The following is a 20,405-nucleotide window of genomic DNA, read 5'->3' as shown; positions in this document are numbered from 1 at the left end:
GTGTAATGAAACGTATTCTGGTAGTAGAGGATGAGGACGTTATCCGAGATTTCGTCGTAATCAATTTGAAAAGGGCAGGATATGATGTGGTAGATGTCCCAGATGGGGAAACCGCCCTGGAGGTATTCGATAAAAATAACGGGGACTTTGATGTAGCGTTGCTGGATATTATGATGCCGGGGATGGATGGTTTTGCTGTTTGTAAGGAGATTCGCAAGCGCAGCAGTTCCATCGGCATTATCATGCTTTCAGCCAAAAGCCAGGAGATGGATAAGGTCAGCGGTCTGATGCTGGGGGCGGACGACTATGTTACCAAACCTTTTTCCCCTTCTGAACTGGTCGCCCGAGTGGACGCAATCCACCGCCGGGTTACTATGGCGGCGGAAAAAGCCTCCTCGGGGGCAGAATTAAAATCCGGTCCATTTGTGCTCAATCAGAAAAGCCGTACCCTGACGAAAAACGACGTTCCCATCGATCTTACCCAGGTAGAATATCAGATTATGGAGTTTTTCTTTTTAAATCCTAATACCGCGTTGGAACGGCAGGACATTTTAGACAAGGTGTGGGGAGACAATTATTTCGGGGACATTAAGATTGTGGATGTCAATATTCGGCGGCTGCGCATGAAGATTGAGGACGAACCGTCCAACCCCAAATATCTGCTGACCGTTTGGGGATTTGGATATAAGTGGAATAAAGAGGACTAAAATTTCTAAACTATATTGCAGAAAACGGAGGTGGTTCCCACGGCGGTAAAGAAAATTACCAAACGCTGGCTGTTTAATAACCTGGGCGTTATTCTGGTGATCCTGATCGCTTTGGAAATCGCCTTTTCTCTGGGTATTCGGACGTTTTATTATAACAGCGTGCGTTCTACCATTATGGCCCAGGCCAATGTGGTAAAAACGCTCCTTACCGGCTATTCAGAAGACAGTTCTTCTAATTTCCCCGCCCAGGTGCGAAGCTTGGTGGAAAATTTTGAAAAGCGGGATAAGATGGAGCTGATGGCGGTGGACCCGGACGGTAAGGTTACCTTCACCTCCAGCGGTTTTGAACCAAATTCGGATACCTATATGCCCGACTTTGCCAAAGCCCTGCAAAGCAATGACGGCGTTGGGGAGTATATCGGCACGGTCAATGGAGAAAATGTCATGGCGATTACGGTGGTGTCTCCTGTAGTGGACCGAAGTCTGGCGGCTATGCGTTTCGCCGTTTCCCTGGATCGGGTGGACGCTCAAATTGTAATGCTGATTTTAGTGGTTACCCTTGTGGGCATGGCGATTATTTTCTTTGTTATTTTTTCCAGCTCCTATTTTATTAATTCTATTGTAAATCCTGTAGGCGAGGTAGGGAAAACCGCCCGTAAAATTGCCCAGGGAGATTTTAACGCCCGCCTGCAGAAGAAAAACGATGACGAGATCGGGGAGCTGTGTGATATTATCAATTACATGGCGGAAGAGCTTTCCACCAACGAAAAAATGAAAAATGACTTTATCTCCTCTGTTTCCCATGAGCTGCGTACTCCGCTGACCGCCATTAAAGGCTGGGGGGAAACTTTGGATGATCCTTCTACCCCTCCGGACGCTGAAATGGTGCACAAAGGGATGAAAGTTATTCTTGGAGAGACCGAGCGGCTCAGCCAGATGGTGGAGGAGCTTTTGGATTTCAGCCGTCTGCAAAGTGGGCGGATGCAGCTGAATAAAACAAAAATGGATGTGATCGCCGAGTTGTCCGACGCGGTGCTCATGTTCGAAGAGCGGGCTAAACACGAGGGCAAGCGGCTGGTGTATGACGAGCCGGATACGATTGCTCCGTTCTTTGGGGATCGCAATCGGCTGCGGCAGGTATTTATCAATGTGATTGATAACGCCCTGAAATATTCCGACCGAGGAGACACCGTTACCATACAGGGGGCGGTGACAGAAGAATACATCTGTATCAATGTGGCGGATACCGGCTGCGGTATCAAAGCGGAAGATCTGCCGAAGGTAAAAGACAAGTTTTTCAAGGCAAATTCTACCCGCCGGGGTTCTGGGATCGGGCTCGCAGTCGCGGATGAGATCGTTTCCATGCATGGCGGGGCCTTGGAGATTACCTCCAAGGAAAATGTAGGCACCAGAGTGACTATTTTACTTCCTTTAATGAAAGGTTGATTTATTCATAATTAGGATAGTATAATAGTTTTGTTGTGTAAAACAGCACACTCTCAGAGTGTGCATTTCAATAATTTGAGAAAAAGCTGGGTGAAAAGTTTGTCAGAAAATAGTTGCAAAAAAATGACAACCATCGGCGGACAGGCATTGATCGAGGGAATCATGATGAAGGGCCCCCGCTGCAGCGCTATGGCTGTGCGAAAATCCGACGGTGAGATTGAAACGGAAGTCTGGGATACCGGCGCTCCTAAATGGTATAGTAAAGTTCCCATAGTGCGCGGTATCTTCACCATGATCTCCACCCTGGCAACCGGCTATAAGTGTCTGATGCGCTCCGCCGATCTTTCCGGGATGGCGGACGAGGAAGAAGAAAGTAAGTTTGAAAAGTGGCTCAATGATCATCTGGGAGATAAGGTAACCTATCTGTTTAACGCAATTGTAACCGTTTTATCCTTAGTTATTGTAATCGGGCTGTTTATGATTTTACCCGCTTTTGTAGTGAAGCTGCTCAGCGGCGTTGTTACCATTCCGTGGGTGCTTACCCTGATCGAAGGCGTTTTAAAGATTGCCATATTTATCACTTATCTTTATGCGGTTACCCGGATGAAGGATATCCAACGGGTCTTTGCCTACCACGGGGCGGAGCATAAGACCATCGCCTGTTATGAGGCGGGAGAGGAGCTTACCCCGGAAAACGCCCGGAAATACACCCGTTTCCACCCCAGATGCGGTACCAGTTTCCTGTTAATTGTATTGATCGTTTCTATTATCGTATTCTCCGTGGTTACTTGGGAAAGCGTGGCCATGCGGGTGGCGTTAAAAATTTTACTGCTGCCGGTGGTGATCGGTATCTCCTATGAAATTATCCGCTGGGCGGGACGCTATCGCAATCCGTTTACCAGGGCGATTTCTGCGCCGGGACTGTGGCTGCAGAACCTGACTACCTTTGAGCCGGACGACAGCCAGCTGGAAGTGGCGATCGCTGCGCTGCTTCCCTGTATTCCTGAAAACCAAGATGAGGATAAATGGTGAGCTATGACCTTTCTTCAAGCGTATCAAAAGGGAATAACTTTGGTAAAAACAAACACACAGGCTGATACCTGTGTGTTTGATATTTCCTGTCTTTTTGAGAAAGTGTTCCACAGGGACCGGCGGCGCTTATCCCCAGAGGACGGACCCGCCTTAAAGCAGGACTGCGAATTATTTTTCTCCTTATGCCGCCGGTATTTAGACGGCGAACCCCTTCAGTATTTACTGGGAGAGTGGGAATTTTTCGGCCTTCCTTTCTATGTAGGACCTGGCGTGCTGATTCCACAGCCGGACACGGAAATTTTAGTGGAAACCGGATTAAAACTGATACAGGGGATAACCGGACCGACAATTTATGATCTGTGCAGCGGCAGCGGATGCGTGGCGGTTTCTCTGGCCCATAATCGCCGGGACGCTATGGTCTATGCCCTGGAGCTGTATGAGCAGGCGTATGCTTATCTTGAAAAGAACATCCGGCGCAGCGGCTGTTCCAACCTCTCCCCTCTTCTCGCAGATGTTCTGTCTCCGCCGCCGCTGCCTTCCGCAGACTTGATTGTATCCAATCCTCCTTATATCTCAGCACATGAGATGGCTTCTTTGCCGCTGCAGGTAAAACAAGAGCCTGCATCAGCCCTATGCGGCGGAGAGGACGGCCTTACTTTTTACCGCAGTCTGCCGGCGCTTTATTATCCTTACCTCAAACCAGGCGGCTGGCTGGCCTTGGAAGCAGGATATCAGCAGGCGCCTTCGGTGCGGCGGTTGCTGAAAGAAAATGGGTATGTACAAATTAAGTCCATCCCCGATCTGGCAGGAATAGAGCGGGTAACTATCGGAAAAAAAGAATAATAAAAGCGGCAGAAGCACTGCCGCTTTTATTATTTTATTGATTTCCGGTGATATTTTTATACAGGTCAATATACTGTACCGCGGAACGCCCCCAGGTAAAATCGCATGCCATAGCGTGTTCCACCACCCCAGGCCAAAGCTCCCGGTTATAATACAGTCCGCCTGCGCGGTCAATGGCGCCCAGCATATCGTGGGCGTTATAGGTTTTAAAGGTAAAGCCGTTTCCGCCCTCTGCCCCCATATCGATAATAGAATCCTTCAACCCGCCGGTTTCCCGGACAATAGGCAGAGTGCCATAGCGCAAAGCCACCATCTGGGCCAGCCCGCAGGGCTCGCTTTTTGAGGGCATCAGGAATACATCCGAGCCTGCATAAATTTTGCGCGCTAAGTCGGGGATAAATCCAATCTTTACCGCCATACGTCCTGGATATTTTCTCTGCATCTCCTCAAAGAAGCTTTCAAAAATATAATCTCCCGACCCCAATGCCACTACCTGAATTTCCCGACGCATCAGCTCGTCAAAAATATATTGGATCAGATCGATCCCTTTATGAGAAACAAACCGGGTGACAATGCTCAACAGCAGTACATCCTTGTTCTTGGCAAGTCCCATATATTCCTGCAGCGCTACCTTCCCCTCTGCTTTTTTCTCCAAGGAGGCGGCGTCATAATTAACAAACAAAGCCGGATCCGTTTTCGGATTGTAACTTGCGGTGTCAATTCCGTTGAGAATGCCCACCAGCTTATGCTGGTTTGCCCGCAGCAGCCGGTCCAGTCCATGGGAATACCACGGATCTGTAATCTCCTTGGCATAGGTGGGGCTGACGGTAGTCACATAATCCGCCATTTCAACCGCACCTTTCATCATGTTTAAACAGCCGTCATACATGACGGTAGGCGCAGCATAATAAGGAAGTCCCAATACATCTGAGGCAATTTCCATCCCATATTTTCCCTGATACTGAATATTATGGATAGTAAAGACCGTGCGGATATTTTTATATTTTTCAATGTCCCGGTAGAACAAATTTAAATAAACCGGCACCATCGCGGACTGCCAATCGTTACAATGAAGCACATCTGGGGTAAAATCAATATACTGAAGCATTTCCAATACTGCCTTGGAGAAAAATGCGAACCGTTCCGCGTCATCATAGTACCCATAAATGCCTTTATCCCGTTTGAAGTAATACTCATTGTCAATAAAGTAATAGATCACCCCATTGTGGTTGGCTTCAAAAACCCCGCAATACTGGTTGCGCCAGCTCAAAGGAACCACAAAGTTACATACAAATTTCATCTTGGAGCGCAGTTCAGGATCGATGGTGCTGTAAAGCGGTATTACCACTCTGCACGCCTGATGGTAATTGCGGACTGCCCGGGGCAAAGAACCCGCTACATCCGCTAAGCCTCCGGTAGCGATAAAAGGGTTGGCTTCTGATGCTACAAATAAAATTTTCACTGGTGTACCTCCATTATTTCCTGCTGTGGCAGACTCTTGTGAGAATGAATAAACGCCCACCGCTTGAAAAACAATTTTCACAGGCGGCGGGCGTTTGCATTTTACACTCTGCTGCCCTTGGTGATATAAGTAGGGTAGGTTTCGTATCCCACCAAAGTCCGGGAATCGCTGATTAATACATCTTTGTCTGTAATAACATATTCCAAATAGGCGTTATCGCCGATAATAGTATTCTGCATAACAATACAATTTTTAATTGTAGCTCCCCGGCCGACTTTCGCTCCGCGGAATACAACGCAATTTTCCACTTTTCCATGAATTACGCATCCATCGGCGATCAGGGAATTGCTTACCTGAGCGTTTAACCCATATTTTACCGGCACCTGATCCCTGACTTTGGTATAAATCGGCTTATTTTTCGGGAACAGAGCGGTTCTGACTTCCAAATCCAGCAGTTCCATGTTGGCGGCGAAATAAGACTTCATACTGGAAATTTTGTGGGAGTAGCCGGTAAACTCATATCCTTTCAGATTAAGCTTCCCTATTCCCGGCTGAAGCACGCTGCGCATCATAGAATAATGGCCATGGCTTTTGCCGTCGGAAATAATCTTTTCCAGCACGTTCTTTTCAAAGACAGCAAGATTCAAAAAGACATTCTGTTCTCCCTTGACGTCCGGATGATGGCGGATATCGATGATATTATCCGTCTGTTCCTCTATCCCAAGTACAATGGTGTCACGGATATCTTCCGGAAACACTTCTTCTTTTTTATACACTAAGGTAGCGTACGCTCCGGTATGAATATGCTGGTTAATTACCTGACGCAAATCGATATTGGCGATCAAGTCACAGTCTCCCAACACTACATATTTTGCGTCGTTGCGCCGGATAAATTCCGTAGCGTTGGTCAGCGCCTCCAGTCTGCCGCGGTAGATCCCGGAGGCGTTGGTGGAAGCGAAAGGCGGCAATATCCGAAGCCCGCCCCGTTTTCGTGCCAGATCGTATGCCCGCCCTGCGCCCACATGGTCCATCAGGGATTGATAGTTGCTTTTGGTGATAATACCAATATCCATAATATCGGAGTTTACCATACTGGACAGAGCAAAATCGATCAGACGATATCTGCCGCCATAAGGTACAGATCCGGTGGTACGAAGTTCTGTAAGCTCCCCTAAAATACTGTCATGCATATTGGAAAATAAAATTCCTAACGCCTTATTTTCTCTCATAGCAGCTTACACCCCCTCCACATCTTTATCAATCATAGCTTTTGCAGGCACGACAGCCCCTGCGCCAATAGTGACGGCGTTTCCAATGACCGCCACCCCCCAGGCGGATTTGTCCTGTGCATTTTCCGGACGTTGCCCCACAACCGCATTTTCACCAATCACAGCGTTTTCCGCGATAATTGCATATTCTACCAAAGCGCCGGATCTGATCACCGCACCCGGCATGACAATCGAATCCCGGACGATCGCCCCTTCTTCAATAGTAACCCCGGAGAACACGATGGAAAAATCAATATGCCCGGCAATATAACATCCCTCGGTTACCATAGAATTCTGTACAGTAGCCCCCGGCGCGATATAATGGGGCGGCATCACCGGATTTCTGGCGTAAATCTTCCAAGAGTCATCATATAAATCCAAAGGAACATTCGGGTCCAGCAAGTCCATATTTGCTTCCCACAGACTGTCAATCGTTCCTACGTCTTTCCAGTAACCTTCAAAGGGATAGGCGGCTAATTTCTGCCCGTCCCCCAGCATAGCAGGAATAATATCCTTTCCGAAATCTTTGGAGGAGATCGGATCGTTGGCGTCGTTTTCCAGATACTTTTTCAGTTTTTTCCAGGTGAAAATATATATTCCCATAGAAGCCAGGTTGCTCTTAGGCTTGGGCGGCTTTTCCTCAAATTCAAAAATAGTGCCGTCCGGATAGGTATTCATAATACCGAATCTAGGCGCTTCCTCCATAGGAACCTGGAATACGGCGATAGTGCAGTCCGCCTCTTTTTCTTTGTGATACGCGAGCATCTTCTCATAATCCATTTTATAGATATGGTCCCCAGATAAGATAAGGACGTATTCCGGGTCGTACCGCTGAATAAAATTGATGTTCTGATAGATGGCGTTGGCCGTGCCGGTGTACCAGTCGGAACCAGAACTCTTCTGATATGGCGGAAGCACAAATACTCCTCCGTCATTGCGGTCCAAATCCCAGGGCTGCCCGTTGCCTATGTACTCATTGAGCACCAAAGGCTGATACTGGGTAAGCACTCCTACCGTATCGATCCCTGAGTTGACACAGTTGGACAACGGGAAATCGATAATCCTGTATTTTCCGCCAAACGGCACCGCCGGTTTAGCTAGGTTTTGCGTCAGGGTGTACAGCCTGCTGCCCTGCCCCCCGGCCAGCAGCATTGCTATCCATTCCTTCTTGCGAAACATGGTTGGTCCCCCTTTATATCAAACTTTCCATTCTCTACCAAATTCTCTTGGGCAGCCAGGATCATTTTTCAGACGATTTCTTATCCACACTCGCTTTTGAAGTCTTCTTTTGTGTTTTCGGCCCAGCAGCTTTTTTCGCCGGCGCTTTTGGGTCGGAAGCCGTTTTTATCTCTGGCGATTCCGAGGATTTTTGCGTTTTGGCTGTTCCCGCCGTTTTTTTAGCGGCAGGTTTTTTTACCGCCGGTTTTTTCGCTGACGCAGAAGATTTTTCCACAAGCGTCTCCAGCTTTTTTCCTCCTGCCTTGTTTCTTCTGCCTTTGGCCTTTAGGTAAAGCACCGAAAGAGGCGGAAGCGTAATTGAAATCGACTGTTTCATATCGTGATCCGCAATATTCTGCACCTTGATAGATTTTCCGTTGGTAATACCGCTTCCGCCGAAATCTACGTCGTCAGTATTAAATACCTCCTCGTACATTCTGGCGGGGGAAACGCCTATCCGGTAATTTTCCCGGAGCACCGGCGCGAAGTTGCACACCACAAACACTTCCTCGCCCCCCTCATCTATGCGCTTATACACAACAATATTGCGCTGATGATCGTCATGGGCGATCCAGTTAAACCCTTCCCAACTGTCCTCTACCTGCCACATAGCCGGGTTCTCCAGATAGAAATGATTCAGCCGGCGGGTAAACTCCTGAAGCTTTCCGTGGGATTCATAATCCAGCAACAGCCAATCCAGCTGCTGTTTATAATTCCATTCGATAAACTGGCCGAACTCACAACCCATAAACAGAAGCTTCTTGCCCGGATGGGACATCATATACGCTAAAAAGGTACGTACCCCGGCGAATTTCATCTGGTAATCACCGGGCATCTTATTGATCAAGGAAGCTTTTCCATGGACCACTTCATCATGGGAAATGGGCAGGATAAAGTTCTCGGAAAATGCGTAAAACAGACTGAATGTCAATTTATCATGATTATAACTGCGGTAAATAGGATCCAGAGAGGTGTAATGAAGCATATCGTTCATCCACCCCATGTTCCATTTAAAATTAAAACCAAGCCCTCCTACATAGGCGGGTTTTGTCACTAACGGCCAGGCGGTGGATTCTTCCGCGATCATTAACGCGCTGGGGTGTTCAGTAAGCACCGCTGTATTCAGCTTCTGTAAAAAGGCTACCGCTTCCAGATTTTCCCGGCCGCCGTTCATATTGGGAACCCACTCCCAATCCTGCCGACCATAATCCAAATAAAGCATAGAAGCCACCGCGTCCACCCGCAGACCGTCAATATGATATTTTTCCACCCAGAACATGGCGTTGGAAACCAGGAAGCAAACTACCTCGTTTCTTCCATAGTCAAACACCCTAGTCCCCCAGTGAGGATGTTCCCGCTTGTGGGGCTCCTCATATTCATACAAAGGCTGTCCGTCAAATTCATACAGCCCATGGGCGTCCTTTGGAAAATGGGCCGGTACCCAATCCATAATTACCCCTATGCCCGCCTGATGGCACTTGTCCACCAAATACATAAAATCGTGGGGGGTGCCGTAGCGGGAAGTAGGGGCATAGTAACCGGTGACCTGATAACCCCAAGAGCCGTCATAGGGATACTCCATCAAAGGCATCAACTCTACATAGTTATACCCCATATGAGTTAAATATTCCACTAATTCGTCCGCAAATTTGCGATAACTGAAACTGTTTCCATCCTCATACCGCTTCCAGGAGCCCAAATGAACCTCATAAATATTCATCGGGCTTCGGTATGGATTTTTTCCCCGATGGCTTTCAGCCCATTCTCCATCATTCCACTCATAGCCTTCAATATCGTAAATTTTTGAAGCGGTTTCCGGCGCGGTCTGGGCATGAAACGCATAAGGGTCCGCTTTTAAAATTTCTCGGCCGTCCGCGGCCTTGATGTTGAATTTATAAAGATCATATCGTTTAAGTCCGGGTACAAAACATTCCCAAACCCCATGACTTCCCAACATAACCATGGGATTGGCCTGTGGATTCCATCCGTTAAAATCGCCTACCACAGATACGCTTTGGGCATGGGGCGCCCAGGTACGGAAAACATAGCCCTGCGCTCTCCCCTTTTTCGCGGGGTGTGCTCCCAAAAACTCATATGTTTTATAGTTGGTTCCTTGATGGAACAAATACAATGGTAAATCCTTCTTTGCCATTGTACTCACCTCCCTTTTTCTATATTCTATCAGTATTCCTATGATATTTCAAGTATTTATTGTGAAATATCCAGTAAAAAGAATGGTAAAATGTTTGTCAATTTGTGATTTTTCACAAAAAAATCTTGGAAAGATTTACTATTCTCCTATTTCCCTTCTTCTTTCCCCCCAGGGAAAAGTCACCTGCTTGGCTCCCAAAAAGGTCCACGAATTATTATATCATACCCCTCCTGTCGAAACGAAGCGGTAAATTGTGTTAATCACTCAAATGCAAAAGGCCGCTGCGTAAACGCAGCGGCCTTGCTTCACCATTTTATATTAACGGTTTCTTATTTTGCATCCACTTTCGCCATGTGAGCGATCAACATAAGAACCTTGTTGCTGTAACCCCACTCGTTATCATACCAGGAAACGAGCTTCACGAATTTATCGGTCAGCGCGATACCCGCTTTCGCATCGAAGATGGAGGTATGAGGATCGGTGATAAAGTCGGAGGAAACAACGGCATCCTCGGTATAAGCCAGGATCCCCTTCATTTCATTTTCCGAAGCTTTCTTCACAGCAGCGCAGATTTCATCATAAGTCGCAGATTTTCCAAGGTTAACAGTCAGGTCAACAACAGAAACATCCAGGGTAGGAACACGGAATGCCATACCAGTCAGTTTGCCGTTGAGTTCCGGGATAACCTTGCCAACCGCTTTTGCAGCGCCGGTAGAGGAAGGAATGATATTGCCAGCAGCCGCACGTCCGCCTCTCCAGTCCTTTTTGGACGGGCCGTCTACTGTTTTCTGAGTAGCGGTAGTAGAGTGAACGGTGGTCATCAGGCCGTCAACGATACCAAAGTTGTCGTTGATAACTTTGGCCAGAGGAGCCAGGCAGTTGGTGGTGCAGGAAGCGTTGGAAACAACGTCCATATCCTTGGTGTATTTTTCATTGTTAACGCCCATTACAAACATCGGAGCGTCTTTAGAAGGCGCAGAAATTACAACCTTTTTCGCGCCAGCTTTCAGGTGAGCGGAAGCTTTATCGATAGTGGTGAACACACCGGTGGATTCCACCACATACTCAGCACCGCATTCGCCCCACGGAATTTCTTCCGGATTCATGCAGGCGTAAACGCTGATGGCTTTGCCATTTACAACCAGTTTGCCGTCTTTCTGAGAAACCTCGCCGTCAAAGCGGCCATGGATAGAGTCGTATTTCGTCATATAAACCATGTAATCAACATCAATAAACGGATCGTTGATACCTACAATTTCATAGACCTCAGGCTGTGCAACCGCCGCGCGGAAAACCAGTCTGCCGATACGACCAAAACCGTTAATACCCACTTTTATTGCCATTGGAAACAACCTCCTGTATTTTATTATAATCTTATTCTATAACACTTTTGATAAAACTACAATATCTTTGATAAAATAAAAACGATTTTCTTTTATTTTTTTCAAACTACTCTCTTTTATTCCCTTGTTTTTATTGAAAACCACCAACTGATATTATATAATAAATCTATATATATTTGGGGTGATATTAATATTAGGAAAGCGTGTGACAAATAATAGTATTTACTTACGTGGTGAAAGGATTTAAATATGGAACAAAATAGCGCAAAAGGCTTCATACAGAACATTAAGTCCATGTATCAGGCTTCCCATATAGCTATTGCCATATTGGATGGCACATTTCGGGTAATTTGGTGTAATGATGCAGCCAAAAAGGACCATACCGGCATTGAGCTGCCAGATGGCGTGTTATCTATTATGCCTGGATTTAACGCAGAATATATCAAGGCGGAAATCCGTAAAAATGGCGTGTTTGTTTATAAAAGTCTCGGTATGCCCTATTCTGATTTTTCAATGACCTTTTCCCCCGCTATCGTGGGGAGAGAAGATTATTATTGTGTGTTTTTTTCCCCTATCTCCGACCAGGGAACCGCCCTGCAGCCGGAAGGGGTCACCCGTGTGATTTCCACTTTTACCAACCAGTACCGCACCCCTTTGACAGTGATCTTTTCTATGCTGTCGCTGCTGGCGCATAACATTTCCTGTGCCGACCCCTCGGAAGTGGATAACAAATGTATGGACTACATCGATACTATCAATATAAACGCCTATAAAATGCTGCGCAGCTGTGTAAACATCTCAGAATATACCAAATATACTAATGGACTCAATGAGATGGCCTTTTCCCGGGTCAATATCTTTAAATATCTGTCGGATATCTTTGACGCCGCCCGGGTCCTTTTGGAGCCTTTGGGCATTCCTCTGCTTTATGATATTCCAGAAGAGAGCGTGATTATGGTTTGTGATACGGACAAGCTTTCCTGCGCCCTGCTCAATATCATCTCCAACGCAAGCCATTATACCAAAAATGGCAACGCGATTTATGTCAAGGTACGTAATATAACCAATAACGTCAGTGTTTCTATCTCGGACAAGGGGCTGGGGATCCCTACCCACATTCAGCCTCGGGTATTTGAGCCGTTCTTCTCCTACGACCATACTGGGGAGCCTTTCTCCGGCAATGGGCTGGGACTTACGGTGGCTAAACAGGCAATCGCCTGCCACAAAGGTACTATCGCTCTCCAGTCCATTTGTGGAGAAGGTACTACGGTGGTATTTACCCTTCCTGTTACAGATGATCCCTCTCTGCCCTATGCGGTGCATTGCGAACCGGTTGATTATCTGTGCGATAAATTCTCCAAGCTGTATATTATTTTAGCGGATGTGTGTAAATGTCCTCTGTAATTTTAAAAAGTTTTCCGTGTGCGAGTGGGTTTCCCATATTGATTTTATCTTAAAAAGATAGTAAAATATGTAGATGTATGTATTATCATGTCGGCGGCTTTTTGGCATGATAATACTGTTTATGTTTGTTGCAGTTTTTATAAAAATGTTTGGATTGCCGTATCAGTCGGCGGAACGGAGGGAACCATGTCAGTCAAGTATGTTTTCGTAACAGGAGGCGTAGTATCCGGCCTGGGAAAAGGAATTACTGCGGCGTCTCTTGGACGTCTTCTCAAATGCAGGGGATACCGGGTCACTATGCAAAAATTCGATCCCTACATAAATGTTGATCCAGGTACAATGAGTCCTTATCAGCATGGAGAGGTCTTTGTCACTGACGACGGAGCGGAAACCGATCTGGACTTGGGACATTATGAACGTTTTATTGATGAAAATTTGTCAGTCAACTCCAATATCACCACCGGCAAAATATACTGGCATGTCTTAAATAAAGAACGCCGGGGCGATTATCTGGGCGGCACTGTCCAGGTCATTCCCCACATTACCAATGAAATCAAAGAACGGGTTTACCGTCTGGGCAATTCCGGCGATACCGATGTGGTTATCACGGAAATTGGCGGTACCGTGGGCGATATCGAAAGTCTTCCTTTCCTGGAAGCCATCCGCCAGGTGGTAACCGAAGTGGGAAAGGACAACGCTATCTTTATCCATGTCACTTTGGTTCCTTTTATCGCTGGTTCCAATGAATTGAAATCCAAACCCACCCAGCACTCGGTGAAGGAACTGCTTTCCCAGGGTATCCAGCCTAATATTATTGTCTGCCGCAGCGAGCTGCCCCTGCCGGATGAGATGCGCAGTAAAATCGCGCTGTTCTGCAACACCCGCCCCCAGGACATTATCCAAAACCTGACTGCCCCTACTTTATATGAAGTTCCGCTGATGCTGGAAGAAGAAGGTCTGGCGGCGGCTGTATGCCATCATTTAGGCCTGGAAAACCGTACTCCTGATCTGGCGGAGTGGAAAGCGATGGTGGACCGCAGCAAAAATGCTTACCGTAACGTTACAATCGGTGTAGTGGGCAAATATGTAGCCCTGCCGGACGCCTATCTTTCCATTGCGGAATCCCTTCGTCACGCGGGCATCACCAACGATGCGAAAGTGGATATCCGCCTGATCAGCTCGGAAGATATTACTAGCGAGAACGCACAAGATATGTTAGGCGAGTGTGACGGTATTTTAATCCCCGGCGGATTTGGCGACCGCGGCATTGAAGGTAAAGTGGCCGCTGCCCATTATGCCAGAACGAATAATATTCCTTATTTTGGCATCTGTCTGGGGATGCAGATCTCTGTGATTGAATTTGCCCGGAATGTACTCCATTTTGAGGACGCCAATTCTGCAGAGTTTAACGAACAGTGCGCATATCCGGTAATTCACATTATGCCGGAACAAAAGGAGATCACTGAAAAAGGCGGCACTATGCGTTTGGGTTTATATCCTTGTGTGCTGACAGAAGGCACCCTCTCCCAGACCGCGTATAATGACGAATTGGTTTATGAGCGTCATCGTCACCGCTATGAATTTAATAACCAGTGGAGAAAAGATTTTGAGCAGGGCGGAATGAAAATTGCCGGTCTGTCCCCTGACTCCAAACTGGTTGAAATCGTAGAAATACCCCAACATCCTTGGTTTGTAGGCGTACAGTTCCATCCGGAATTTAAATCCCGCCCCAACCGTCCTCATCCATTATTTAACGGCTTTGTAGCGGCGGCCCTGAACCACAGGGAAGGAAAATAAATCTGCCATCCAAAAGGGGAAGCGTGACGCTTCCCCTTTTAGAAAAATAAAACATCAAACTCTGGACATGCAAGGAGGATTTTGCAATGAACGCAAAAGGAAAACCATATTACATTACTACGCCGATTTATTACCCATCGGACAAGCTGCATATTGGACACAGCTATTGTACCGTTGCGACCGACGTTATGGCGAGATATAAGCGAATGCAGGGGTTTGATGTAATGTTCCTTACCGGAACGGACGAACATGGTCAGAAGATTGAGCAGAAGGCTGCGGCCGCTGGGATTACTCCGCAGCAGTATGTGGACAACGTAGTGGCGGGAATAAAAGAACTGTGGAAATTAATGAACATCTCCAACGACCGGTTTATCCGCACGACGGATGATTACCATCAGGAATCCGTAAAAAAGATTTTTAAACAGCTTTATGACAAAGGGGAAATCTACAAAGGCACTTACAAAGGAAAATACTGCACCCCTTGCGAATCTTTCTGGACGGAAAGCCAGCTGGTGGATGGCAAATGTCCCGACTGCGGGCGGGAAGTGATTGACGCCCAGGAGGAAGCGTATTTCTTCCGTCTTTCCGCTTACGGCGACCGTCTTTTAAAGCTGTACGAGGAAAATCCCGATTTTATGGAGCCGTCCTCCCGCCTCAATGAGATGGTCAATAACTTTATCAAACCCGGACTGGAAGATCTGTGCGTTACCCGTACTTCTTTCACCTGGGGAGTTCCCATCGAGTTTGATCCGGGTCATATTGTGTATGTGTGGGTGGACGCCCTTTCCAACTATATTACCGCTTTGGGCTATGGAAATGAGAAGTATCATGATTTTGAAAAATTCTGGCCGGCGGATGTGCATATCGTAGGCAAGGAAATCATGCGTTTTCATACAATTATCTGGCCGGCCATGCTGATGGCTTTGGACCTGCCTTTGCCTAAAAAGGTGTACGGCCATGGATGGCTTCTGCTGGAAGGCGGAAAAATGAGCAAATCCAAAGGCAATGTAGTGGATCCGGTCGTACTGTGCAACCGTTATGGGGTGGACGCCATCCGCTATTTTCTGCTTCGGGAGTTCCCCTTTGGCTCAGATGGAATTTTCTCTAACGAGGCTCTGATTAACCGTATTAACGCCGATTTGGCAAACGACTTGGGCAACTTAGTCTCCCGTTCGGTGGCCATGGTGGAAAAATACTTCGCAGGCACCCTGCCTGCCCAAAAGAAGCCTGAACCGTTAGACGACGAATTAATTGCCCTGGCCTCTTCCCTAAAGGAACGCTATGACGCTCAGATGGAAAAATTCGCTTTCCAGAATGGGCTGATGGAAATCTTTAAGCTGATTTCCCGCACCAATAAATATATTGACGAAACCGCCCCTTGGGTGTTGGCAAAAGACCAGGCTAATCTTCCCCGGCTGGCGGCGGTATTGTATAACCTGCTGGAATGTGTACGAATTTCTTCTATTCTGCTCACCCCATTTATTCCTCAGACCACGCCAAAAATTTTCCAGCAGATCGGTGCGGATAAGGACAATACTACCTATGAATCTGCGGGAAAATACGGTCTGCTCTCCCAAACCGTAACCGTCCAAAAGGGAGAAACCCTATTCCCCCGGATCGATATTAAAAAGGAACTGGCTGAGTTGGAAAACCAAGACGTTGGAAAACAGGAGCCAAAGGCGGCCCAACCGGAGACGAAAGAGGAAAAACCCCAGGGTGTGGCCTCCTTCGTCACCATCGACGATTTTGCGAAAGTGCAGCTCCGAGTGGCAAAGGTTACCGCCTGCGAGCCAGTACCCAAGGCGGACAAGCTGCTAAGGCTGCTTCTGGACGATGGGACACAAACGCCCCGTCAGGTAGTTTCCGGAATCCATACCTGGTACGAACCGGCGGATCTAATAGGTAAAAAAGTTATTGTGGTAGCCAATTTAAAGCCGGTCAAGCTGCGCGGGGTAGAATCTAACGGCATGATCTTGGCGGCGGATGCGGGCGAAAACGACGTGAAAGTTATCTTTGTAGACGACGCTGTCCCCTGCGGCTCTACCGTCCGCTAACTATAAAAGTTGTAAGCCGCTCCGCCCATTGGCGGGGCGGCTTTTAGAAAGGAAGAACCCCACATGGTTCATAACATTTTTGACACCCACGCCCATTATGATGATGAACGCTTCGATGCGGACCGATTAGAGACTTTGGACGCGCTGCCGGAACAGGGTGTGTGCGGAGTGGTGAACGCCGCCTGCGATATGAAAAGTGCCAAATTTGGCATAACGCTTGCGGAGCGTTATGATTTTCTTTGGTGCTCGGTGGGGGTGCATCCCCACAGCGCCAAAGAATTTAAAGAAGAGGATCTCTCCTTACTCGCCCAATATTCAAACCACCCAAAGGTGGTGGCCATCGGGGAAATTGGGCTGGATTACCACTATGATTTTTCCCCGCGTCCGCTGCAGCTGGAAGTATTTGAAAAACAAATCCAACTGGCAAAAGAACTCAACCTGCCCATTATTGTTCACGATCGGGAAGCCCATGGGGATACGATGGAATTGTTAAAAAAATATTCCCCTAAAGGAATTGTCCATTGTTACAGCGGGAGCGCGGACATGGCAAAGGAAATTGTCAAGCTGGGGATGTATATCGGTTTTACTGGGGCAGTCACCTTTAAAAACGCCCGTAAAATTCTGGAGGCCGCCGCCGCTGTCCCGCTGGATCGCCTGCTGGTGGAAACCGACTGCCCTTATATGTCGCCGGAACCCTTCCGAGGCACCCGCTGCTGGTCTGCTATGATCCAGTACACCGCTCAAACACTGGCCCAGATCAAAGGGGTGGATATTCAAAAGCTGTTGGATATCACCTGCGAAAACGCTCATAGGGTCTATAATATTTCGTCCAAAAAAAGGGACCTGTCAAATTGACAGGTCCCTTTTTCTATGTTACAGCAGCCTTTCTTCTATTGCGTTGATTACCGTACGGATCGCTTTGATTCTGCCAAATTTTTTATCCTGAGATTCAATTACTGTCCAAGGGGCGAAATCAGTAGAGGTGTATTTGAGCATGTCGTCCACCGCCTCTTCATACTGATCCCATTTTTCCCGGTTGCGCCAATCTTCCTGCGTCAGTTTCCACTGCTTGCCTGGCGTATTTTCTCTTTCCTGGAACCGGCGAAGCTGCTCGTCCTTATCAATCTGCAGCCAGAATTTTACAATGATAGCCCCCGCGCTGCGCAGTTCCCGTTCAAATTCGTTAATTTCGTTGTATGCCCGGGACCATTCCTGGGGAGAGGCAAATCCTTCTACCCGTTCCACCATAACCCTGCCGTACCAGGAGCGGTCAAAAATAGCGATATGTCCCGCTTTTGGAACGCCCTGCCAAAAGCGCCACAAATAATGGTGTGCTTTTTCTATTTCTGTAGGCGCGCTGATAGGAATAACCTCATACCCCCGGGGGTCCAGGCTGGCGGCAAGACGTTTGATATTTCCCCCTTTGCCGGCCGCATCCCATCCCTCGTATACCACTACAAGGGGCACCTTTTTTCGATAAAGCCGGTTGTGCAGTTTCTTTAAGTTTTTCTGCTCCTTGTTCAGCAAATCCTTGTACCGTTCTTCTTCCAAAGTGCGGTCCAGGTCAATCTCTTTTAATTTGGGCGCTTCTACCAAATGAAACCGGGAAAGAAAGTCTATCTCCGGCAAGGCAGTTGTTTGTGCCTGCAGATCTTTTTCCTTTTTGATCTGTATTCCTTTGCTGATCTCTTTTACCAATACGCGATAAATTTCTGAAAGCGCGCTGTTGCGGTTATGGCATCCGATCACATGCCAGGGGGCATAATCCACATCCGTATATTCCAGCATATCATCAAAAGCAACGTAATATTTGCTGTACTGACGGTTGCGTTTTTTATCAATAGCGGTTACTCTCCAGTTGGTATTTTTGGACGATTCCAAATTGTCGAACCGCTGTTTTTGTTCTTTCTTACTGATATGCAGGAAAAATTTGATAATCAAATAACCGTCGTCAGTAAGCTGGCGTTCAAATGTTTTTATGCTGTCCATCTTTTTAAAAGCCTGCTCATCGGTCATCCCATTTTCAATCCGGCCTACAGTGACATCCTGGTACCAGCTTCTATCGAAAATACTGAACTGGCCTTTTGCTGGGATTTTGTTCCAAAAACGCCATAAAAACGGACGTTTGGCCTCTTCCTGGGTAGGGGGAAGCGTGGAATACACCTTATAGCCTCGGGGATCCAGCGTCAGAATAATATCTGAAATCATACTTCCTTTTCCGGAAGCGCCCCAGCCGTCGAACAGAATGATTACCGGAAAGCCCGCTTCTTTCATCGCCCGCTGCAAATTCGCCAGCTGCAGCTTTAATCCAGCACTTTCCTGTTTGTATTCGTCTTTCATAATCATCCTTTGAAGGTTTACTTTCTCCAGCATAAATATTGTCCTCCTTCATAGCCTATCTTAGTAAAATATAAAGTAGTTTCTGGGATATCGGGAGTAACTATATTTCTATTGTAGCACTAACCCTGGTAAAATCAACTATTTCATTGTAAAAAAACGTTCCCAGAAAGCTCGCTTTCTAGGAACGTCAACCTTATTTTATAATTTTCAACAGACCCTGGGCATACCAGGCAAATCCTCGTTCATTGGGATGGATCGTCAGGTCCTGGTAATAGTTTACGTCATGCGGCACCAGATCATTTCCTAAAATCACTGTAAACCCGTTTTCTTGTGCAGTTTGGGCAATCACATCCCTAATAAGATCATATCGCCGGCGCCCCTGTATGTCCAGATCCTCCCGCCAGATTGGAGTAATGGCATATTTATCCGCCGACGGATACAATGCCGCCGCCTTTTCAAAATAAGCCTTTATATCCCGGAAAACCACCTGGTTATCCGGCTTATAGGTATAGTCGTTACCGCCGTAAGAAACTGTGACAATGTCCGCGCCGGCCACCGGTTCCATTAGCGATTGCTCATTAAACCAATAGCCTCCTACCCCCTGATTTAAAAAACGGCAGTCCAAAGCTCTTGCAATTCTTGCCACATAGTTCAGGGAAGGACGGGCAGCGCACATCCCCTGAGTAATGGAATCGCCGTAAGCTACTAGCTTTCGTTTTGGCTGCACCGCCGGAAGATAATTCCCCAAAGAAAAATTTCGCAGTTTCATCCTTGCCAGCACTGGAAGATAAATGGTAATTCTGGAGTTTTCCTGACTTCGGCGCCGGTAGAAAACTTTATCCCTGCAGCTTTGTTCCGGGGAGAAATATATGCTTTTTTCTAATTTTCCATCCTCATAAATATCTAGTCCGCTAAACTGCCGGGTGAAATAATCCGCTTCATATTCAAAAGAAATTTCCGGCTGATCGGTGATAAAATCCAGTATAATCCCGGAACTATCCATCACCCGCGGCAAAAAAGAGGGAAGTTCTTTTACATACCTCTCCCTTTGTTCCTGGGTAAAGCGGTAAGGTATGTACCAGTCTCCCTCCCGCTTTATCTCTACACAATTAAAAAAAAGATTTATATAACTCATCTAAAAACCATCCTTTTACGCAGCAGGGCGCCTTCCACAAAAAGGAAGGCGCCCTGCTGCTTTTAGTATTATGGGAGATTAGTAGTTATCCTTTGACAGCACCAGCGGTTAACCCTTCCACCAGTCTCTTCTGAGCGAAGAAGAACATAATACATACAGGGATGATCGTTACAATTCCACCCGCCGTCAATACATCCCACTGTA

The 20,405-nt window shown here is 47.1% G+C and carries 15 protein-coding genes; 8 read left to right on the top strand and 7 right to left on the bottom strand.

Going from position 1 to position 20,405, the window contains the following annotated elements:
- The first annotated feature begins 5 nt into the window (after positions 1–5).
- From H8705_RS12220 to prmC, 4 genes are all read left to right on the top strand, one after another.
- Entirely contained in the window at positions 6–707 is a 702-nt protein-coding gene (locus H8705_RS12220; protein ID WP_262396071.1) for a response regulator transcription factor, read from the top strand.
- A 15-nt stretch (positions 708–722) separates the two neighbouring features.
- On the top strand, positions 723–2,153 hold the full coding sequence (locus tag H8705_RS12215; RefSeq protein WP_262396070.1) for a sensor histidine kinase: 1,431 nt from the start codon (positions 723–725) through the stop codon (positions 2,151–2,153).
- A 90-nt stretch (positions 2,154–2,243) separates the two neighbouring features.
- Positions 2,244–3,185 carry a DUF1385 domain-containing protein gene (locus H8705_RS12210; protein WP_316248659.1) on the top strand — a complete coding sequence of 314 codons (942 nt, stop codon included), beginning with the start codon at positions 2,244–2,246 and terminating at the stop codon, positions 3,183–3,185.
- A gap of 3 nt (positions 3,186–3,188) precedes the next feature.
- Positions 3,189–4,028 carry a peptide chain release factor N(5)-glutamine methyltransferase gene (gene prmC / locus H8705_RS12205; protein WP_262396068.1) on the top strand — a complete coding sequence of 280 codons (840 nt, stop codon included), beginning with the start codon at positions 3,189–3,191 and terminating at the stop codon, positions 4,026–4,028.
- Positions 4,029–4,062: 34 nt separating this feature from the next.
- On the opposite strand, the gene glgA is transcribed toward prmC, so the two are convergent.
- The 5 genes from glgA to gap all read right to left on the bottom strand — a co-directional run bounded on the left by glgA (position 4,063) and on the right by gap (position 11,471).
- Complete coding sequence (gene glgA, locus H8705_RS12200) at positions 4,063–5,490, bottom strand: glycogen synthase GlgA (protein ID WP_262396067.1); 1,428 nt, start codon at positions 5,488–5,490, stop codon at positions 4,063–4,065.
- A gap of 101 nt (positions 5,491–5,591) precedes the next feature.
- On the bottom strand, positions 5,592–6,719 hold the full coding sequence (gene glgD, locus H8705_RS12195; protein ID WP_262396066.1) for a glucose-1-phosphate adenylyltransferase subunit GlgD: 1,128 nt from the start codon (positions 6,717–6,719) through the stop codon (positions 5,592–5,594).
- A gap of 6 nt (positions 6,720–6,725) precedes the next feature.
- Positions 6,726–7,937, bottom strand: coding sequence for a glucose-1-phosphate adenylyltransferase (locus H8705_RS12190; RefSeq protein ID WP_262396065.1), 1,212 nt, complete (start codon positions 7,935–7,937; stop codon positions 6,726–6,728).
- 61 nt (positions 7,938–7,998) lie between these two features.
- Positions 7,999–10,128 carry a 1,4-alpha-glucan branching protein GlgB gene (glgB, locus tag H8705_RS12185; RefSeq protein WP_262396064.1) on the bottom strand — a complete coding sequence of 710 codons (2,130 nt, stop codon included), beginning with the start codon at positions 10,126–10,128 and terminating at the stop codon, positions 7,999–8,001.
- A 329-nt stretch (positions 10,129–10,457) separates the two neighbouring features.
- On the bottom strand, positions 10,458–11,471 hold the full coding sequence (gene gap, locus H8705_RS12180; RefSeq protein ID WP_262396063.1) for a type I glyceraldehyde-3-phosphate dehydrogenase: 1,014 nt from the start codon (positions 11,469–11,471) through the stop codon (positions 10,458–10,460).
- A 249-nt stretch (positions 11,472–11,720) separates the two neighbouring features.
- On the opposite strand from gap, the gene H8705_RS12175 reads away from it, so the two are divergent.
- The 4 genes from H8705_RS12175 (at position 11,721) to H8705_RS12160 (ending at position 17,581) form a co-directional block, all read left to right on the top strand.
- Complete coding sequence (locus tag H8705_RS12175; RefSeq protein WP_262396062.1) at positions 11,721–12,875, top strand: sensor histidine kinase; 1,155 nt, start codon at positions 11,721–11,723, stop codon at positions 12,873–12,875.
- Between the two features lie 186 nt (positions 12,876–13,061).
- The gene (locus H8705_RS12170; protein WP_262396061.1) at positions 13,062–14,672 is read left to right on the top strand and encodes a CTP synthase; all 1,611 of its coding nucleotides are present in this window, start codon (positions 13,062–13,064) and stop codon (positions 14,670–14,672) included.
- 86 nt (positions 14,673–14,758) lie between these two features.
- Complete coding sequence (gene metG, locus H8705_RS12165) at positions 14,759–16,726, top strand: methionine--tRNA ligase (protein WP_392392101.1); 1,968 nt, start codon at positions 14,759–14,761, stop codon at positions 16,724–16,726.
- A 63-nt stretch (positions 16,727–16,789) separates the two neighbouring features.
- Complete coding sequence (locus H8705_RS12160; protein ID WP_262396060.1) at positions 16,790–17,581, top strand: TatD family hydrolase; 792 nt, start codon at positions 16,790–16,792, stop codon at positions 17,579–17,581.
- An 18-nt stretch (positions 17,582–17,599) separates the two neighbouring features.
- Here the strand turns inward: H8705_RS12160 and pap are convergent, their stop codons facing one another.
- Together pap and H8705_RS12150 are read right to left on the bottom strand one after the other, a co-directional pair.
- Positions 17,600–19,099, bottom strand: a complete 1,500-nt coding sequence (pap, locus tag H8705_RS12155) for a polyphosphate:AMP phosphotransferase (RefSeq protein ID WP_262396059.1) — start codon at positions 19,097–19,099, stop codon at positions 17,600–17,602.
- Between the two features lie 160 nt (positions 19,100–19,259).
- Positions 19,260–20,201 (bottom strand): SGNH/GDSL hydrolase family protein, encoded by a 942-nt coding sequence (locus H8705_RS12150; protein ID WP_262396058.1) that lies wholly within the window; start codon positions 20,199–20,201, stop codon positions 19,260–19,262.
- Positions 20,202–20,405: the final 204 nt, after the last annotated feature.

This window comes from Youxingia wuxianensis, assembly GCF_014385085.1.
Lineage (GTDB): Bacteria > Bacillota > Clostridia > Oscillospirales > Ruminococcaceae > Youxingia > Youxingia wuxianensis.
The sequence above is the reverse complement of the archived record's forward strand: the minus strand, read 5'-3'. Positions and strand labels throughout refer to the sequence as shown.

Coding starts and splice junctions, on each gene's coding strand:
- H8705_RS12190 (WP_262396065.1), bottom strand. CDS start 7,937: ATGTTTCGCAAGAAGGAATGGATAGCAATGCTGCTGGCCGGGGGGCAG.
- glgD (WP_262396066.1), bottom strand. CDS start 6,719: ATGAGAGAAAATAAGGCGTTAGGAATTTTATTTTCCAATATGCATGAC.
- glgB (WP_262396064.1), bottom strand. CDS start 10,128: ATGGCAAAGAAGGATTTACCATTGTATTTGTTCCATCAAGGAACCAAC.
- gap (WP_262396063.1), bottom strand. CDS start 11,471: ATGGCAATAAAAGTGGGTATTAACGGTTTTGGTCGTATCGGCAGACTG.
- pap (WP_262396059.1), bottom strand. CDS start 19,099: ATGCTGGAGAAAGTAAACCTTCAAAGGATGATTATGAAAGACGAATAC.
- H8705_RS12175 (WP_262396062.1), top strand. CDS start 11,721: ATGGAACAAAATAGCGCAAAAGGCTTCATACAGAACATTAAGTCCATG.
- prmC (WP_262396068.1), top strand. CDS start 3,189: ATGACCTTTCTTCAAGCGTATCAAAAGGGAATAACTTTGGTAAAAACA.
- H8705_RS12170 (WP_262396061.1), top strand. CDS start 13,062: ATGTCAGTCAAGTATGTTTTCGTAACAGGAGGCGTAGTATCCGGCCTG.
- H8705_RS12150 (WP_262396058.1), bottom strand. CDS start 20,201: ATGAGTTATATAAATCTTTTTTTTAATTGTGTAGAGATAAAGCGGGAG.
- metG (WP_392392101.1), top strand. CDS start 14,759: ATGAACGCAAAAGGAAAACCATATTACATTACTACGCCGATTTATTAC.
- H8705_RS12220 (WP_262396071.1), top strand. CDS start 6: ATGAAACGTATTCTGGTAGTAGAGGATGAGGACGTTATCCGAGATTTC.
- H8705_RS12160 (WP_262396060.1), top strand. CDS start 16,790: ATGGTTCATAACATTTTTGACACCCACGCCCATTATGATGATGAACGC.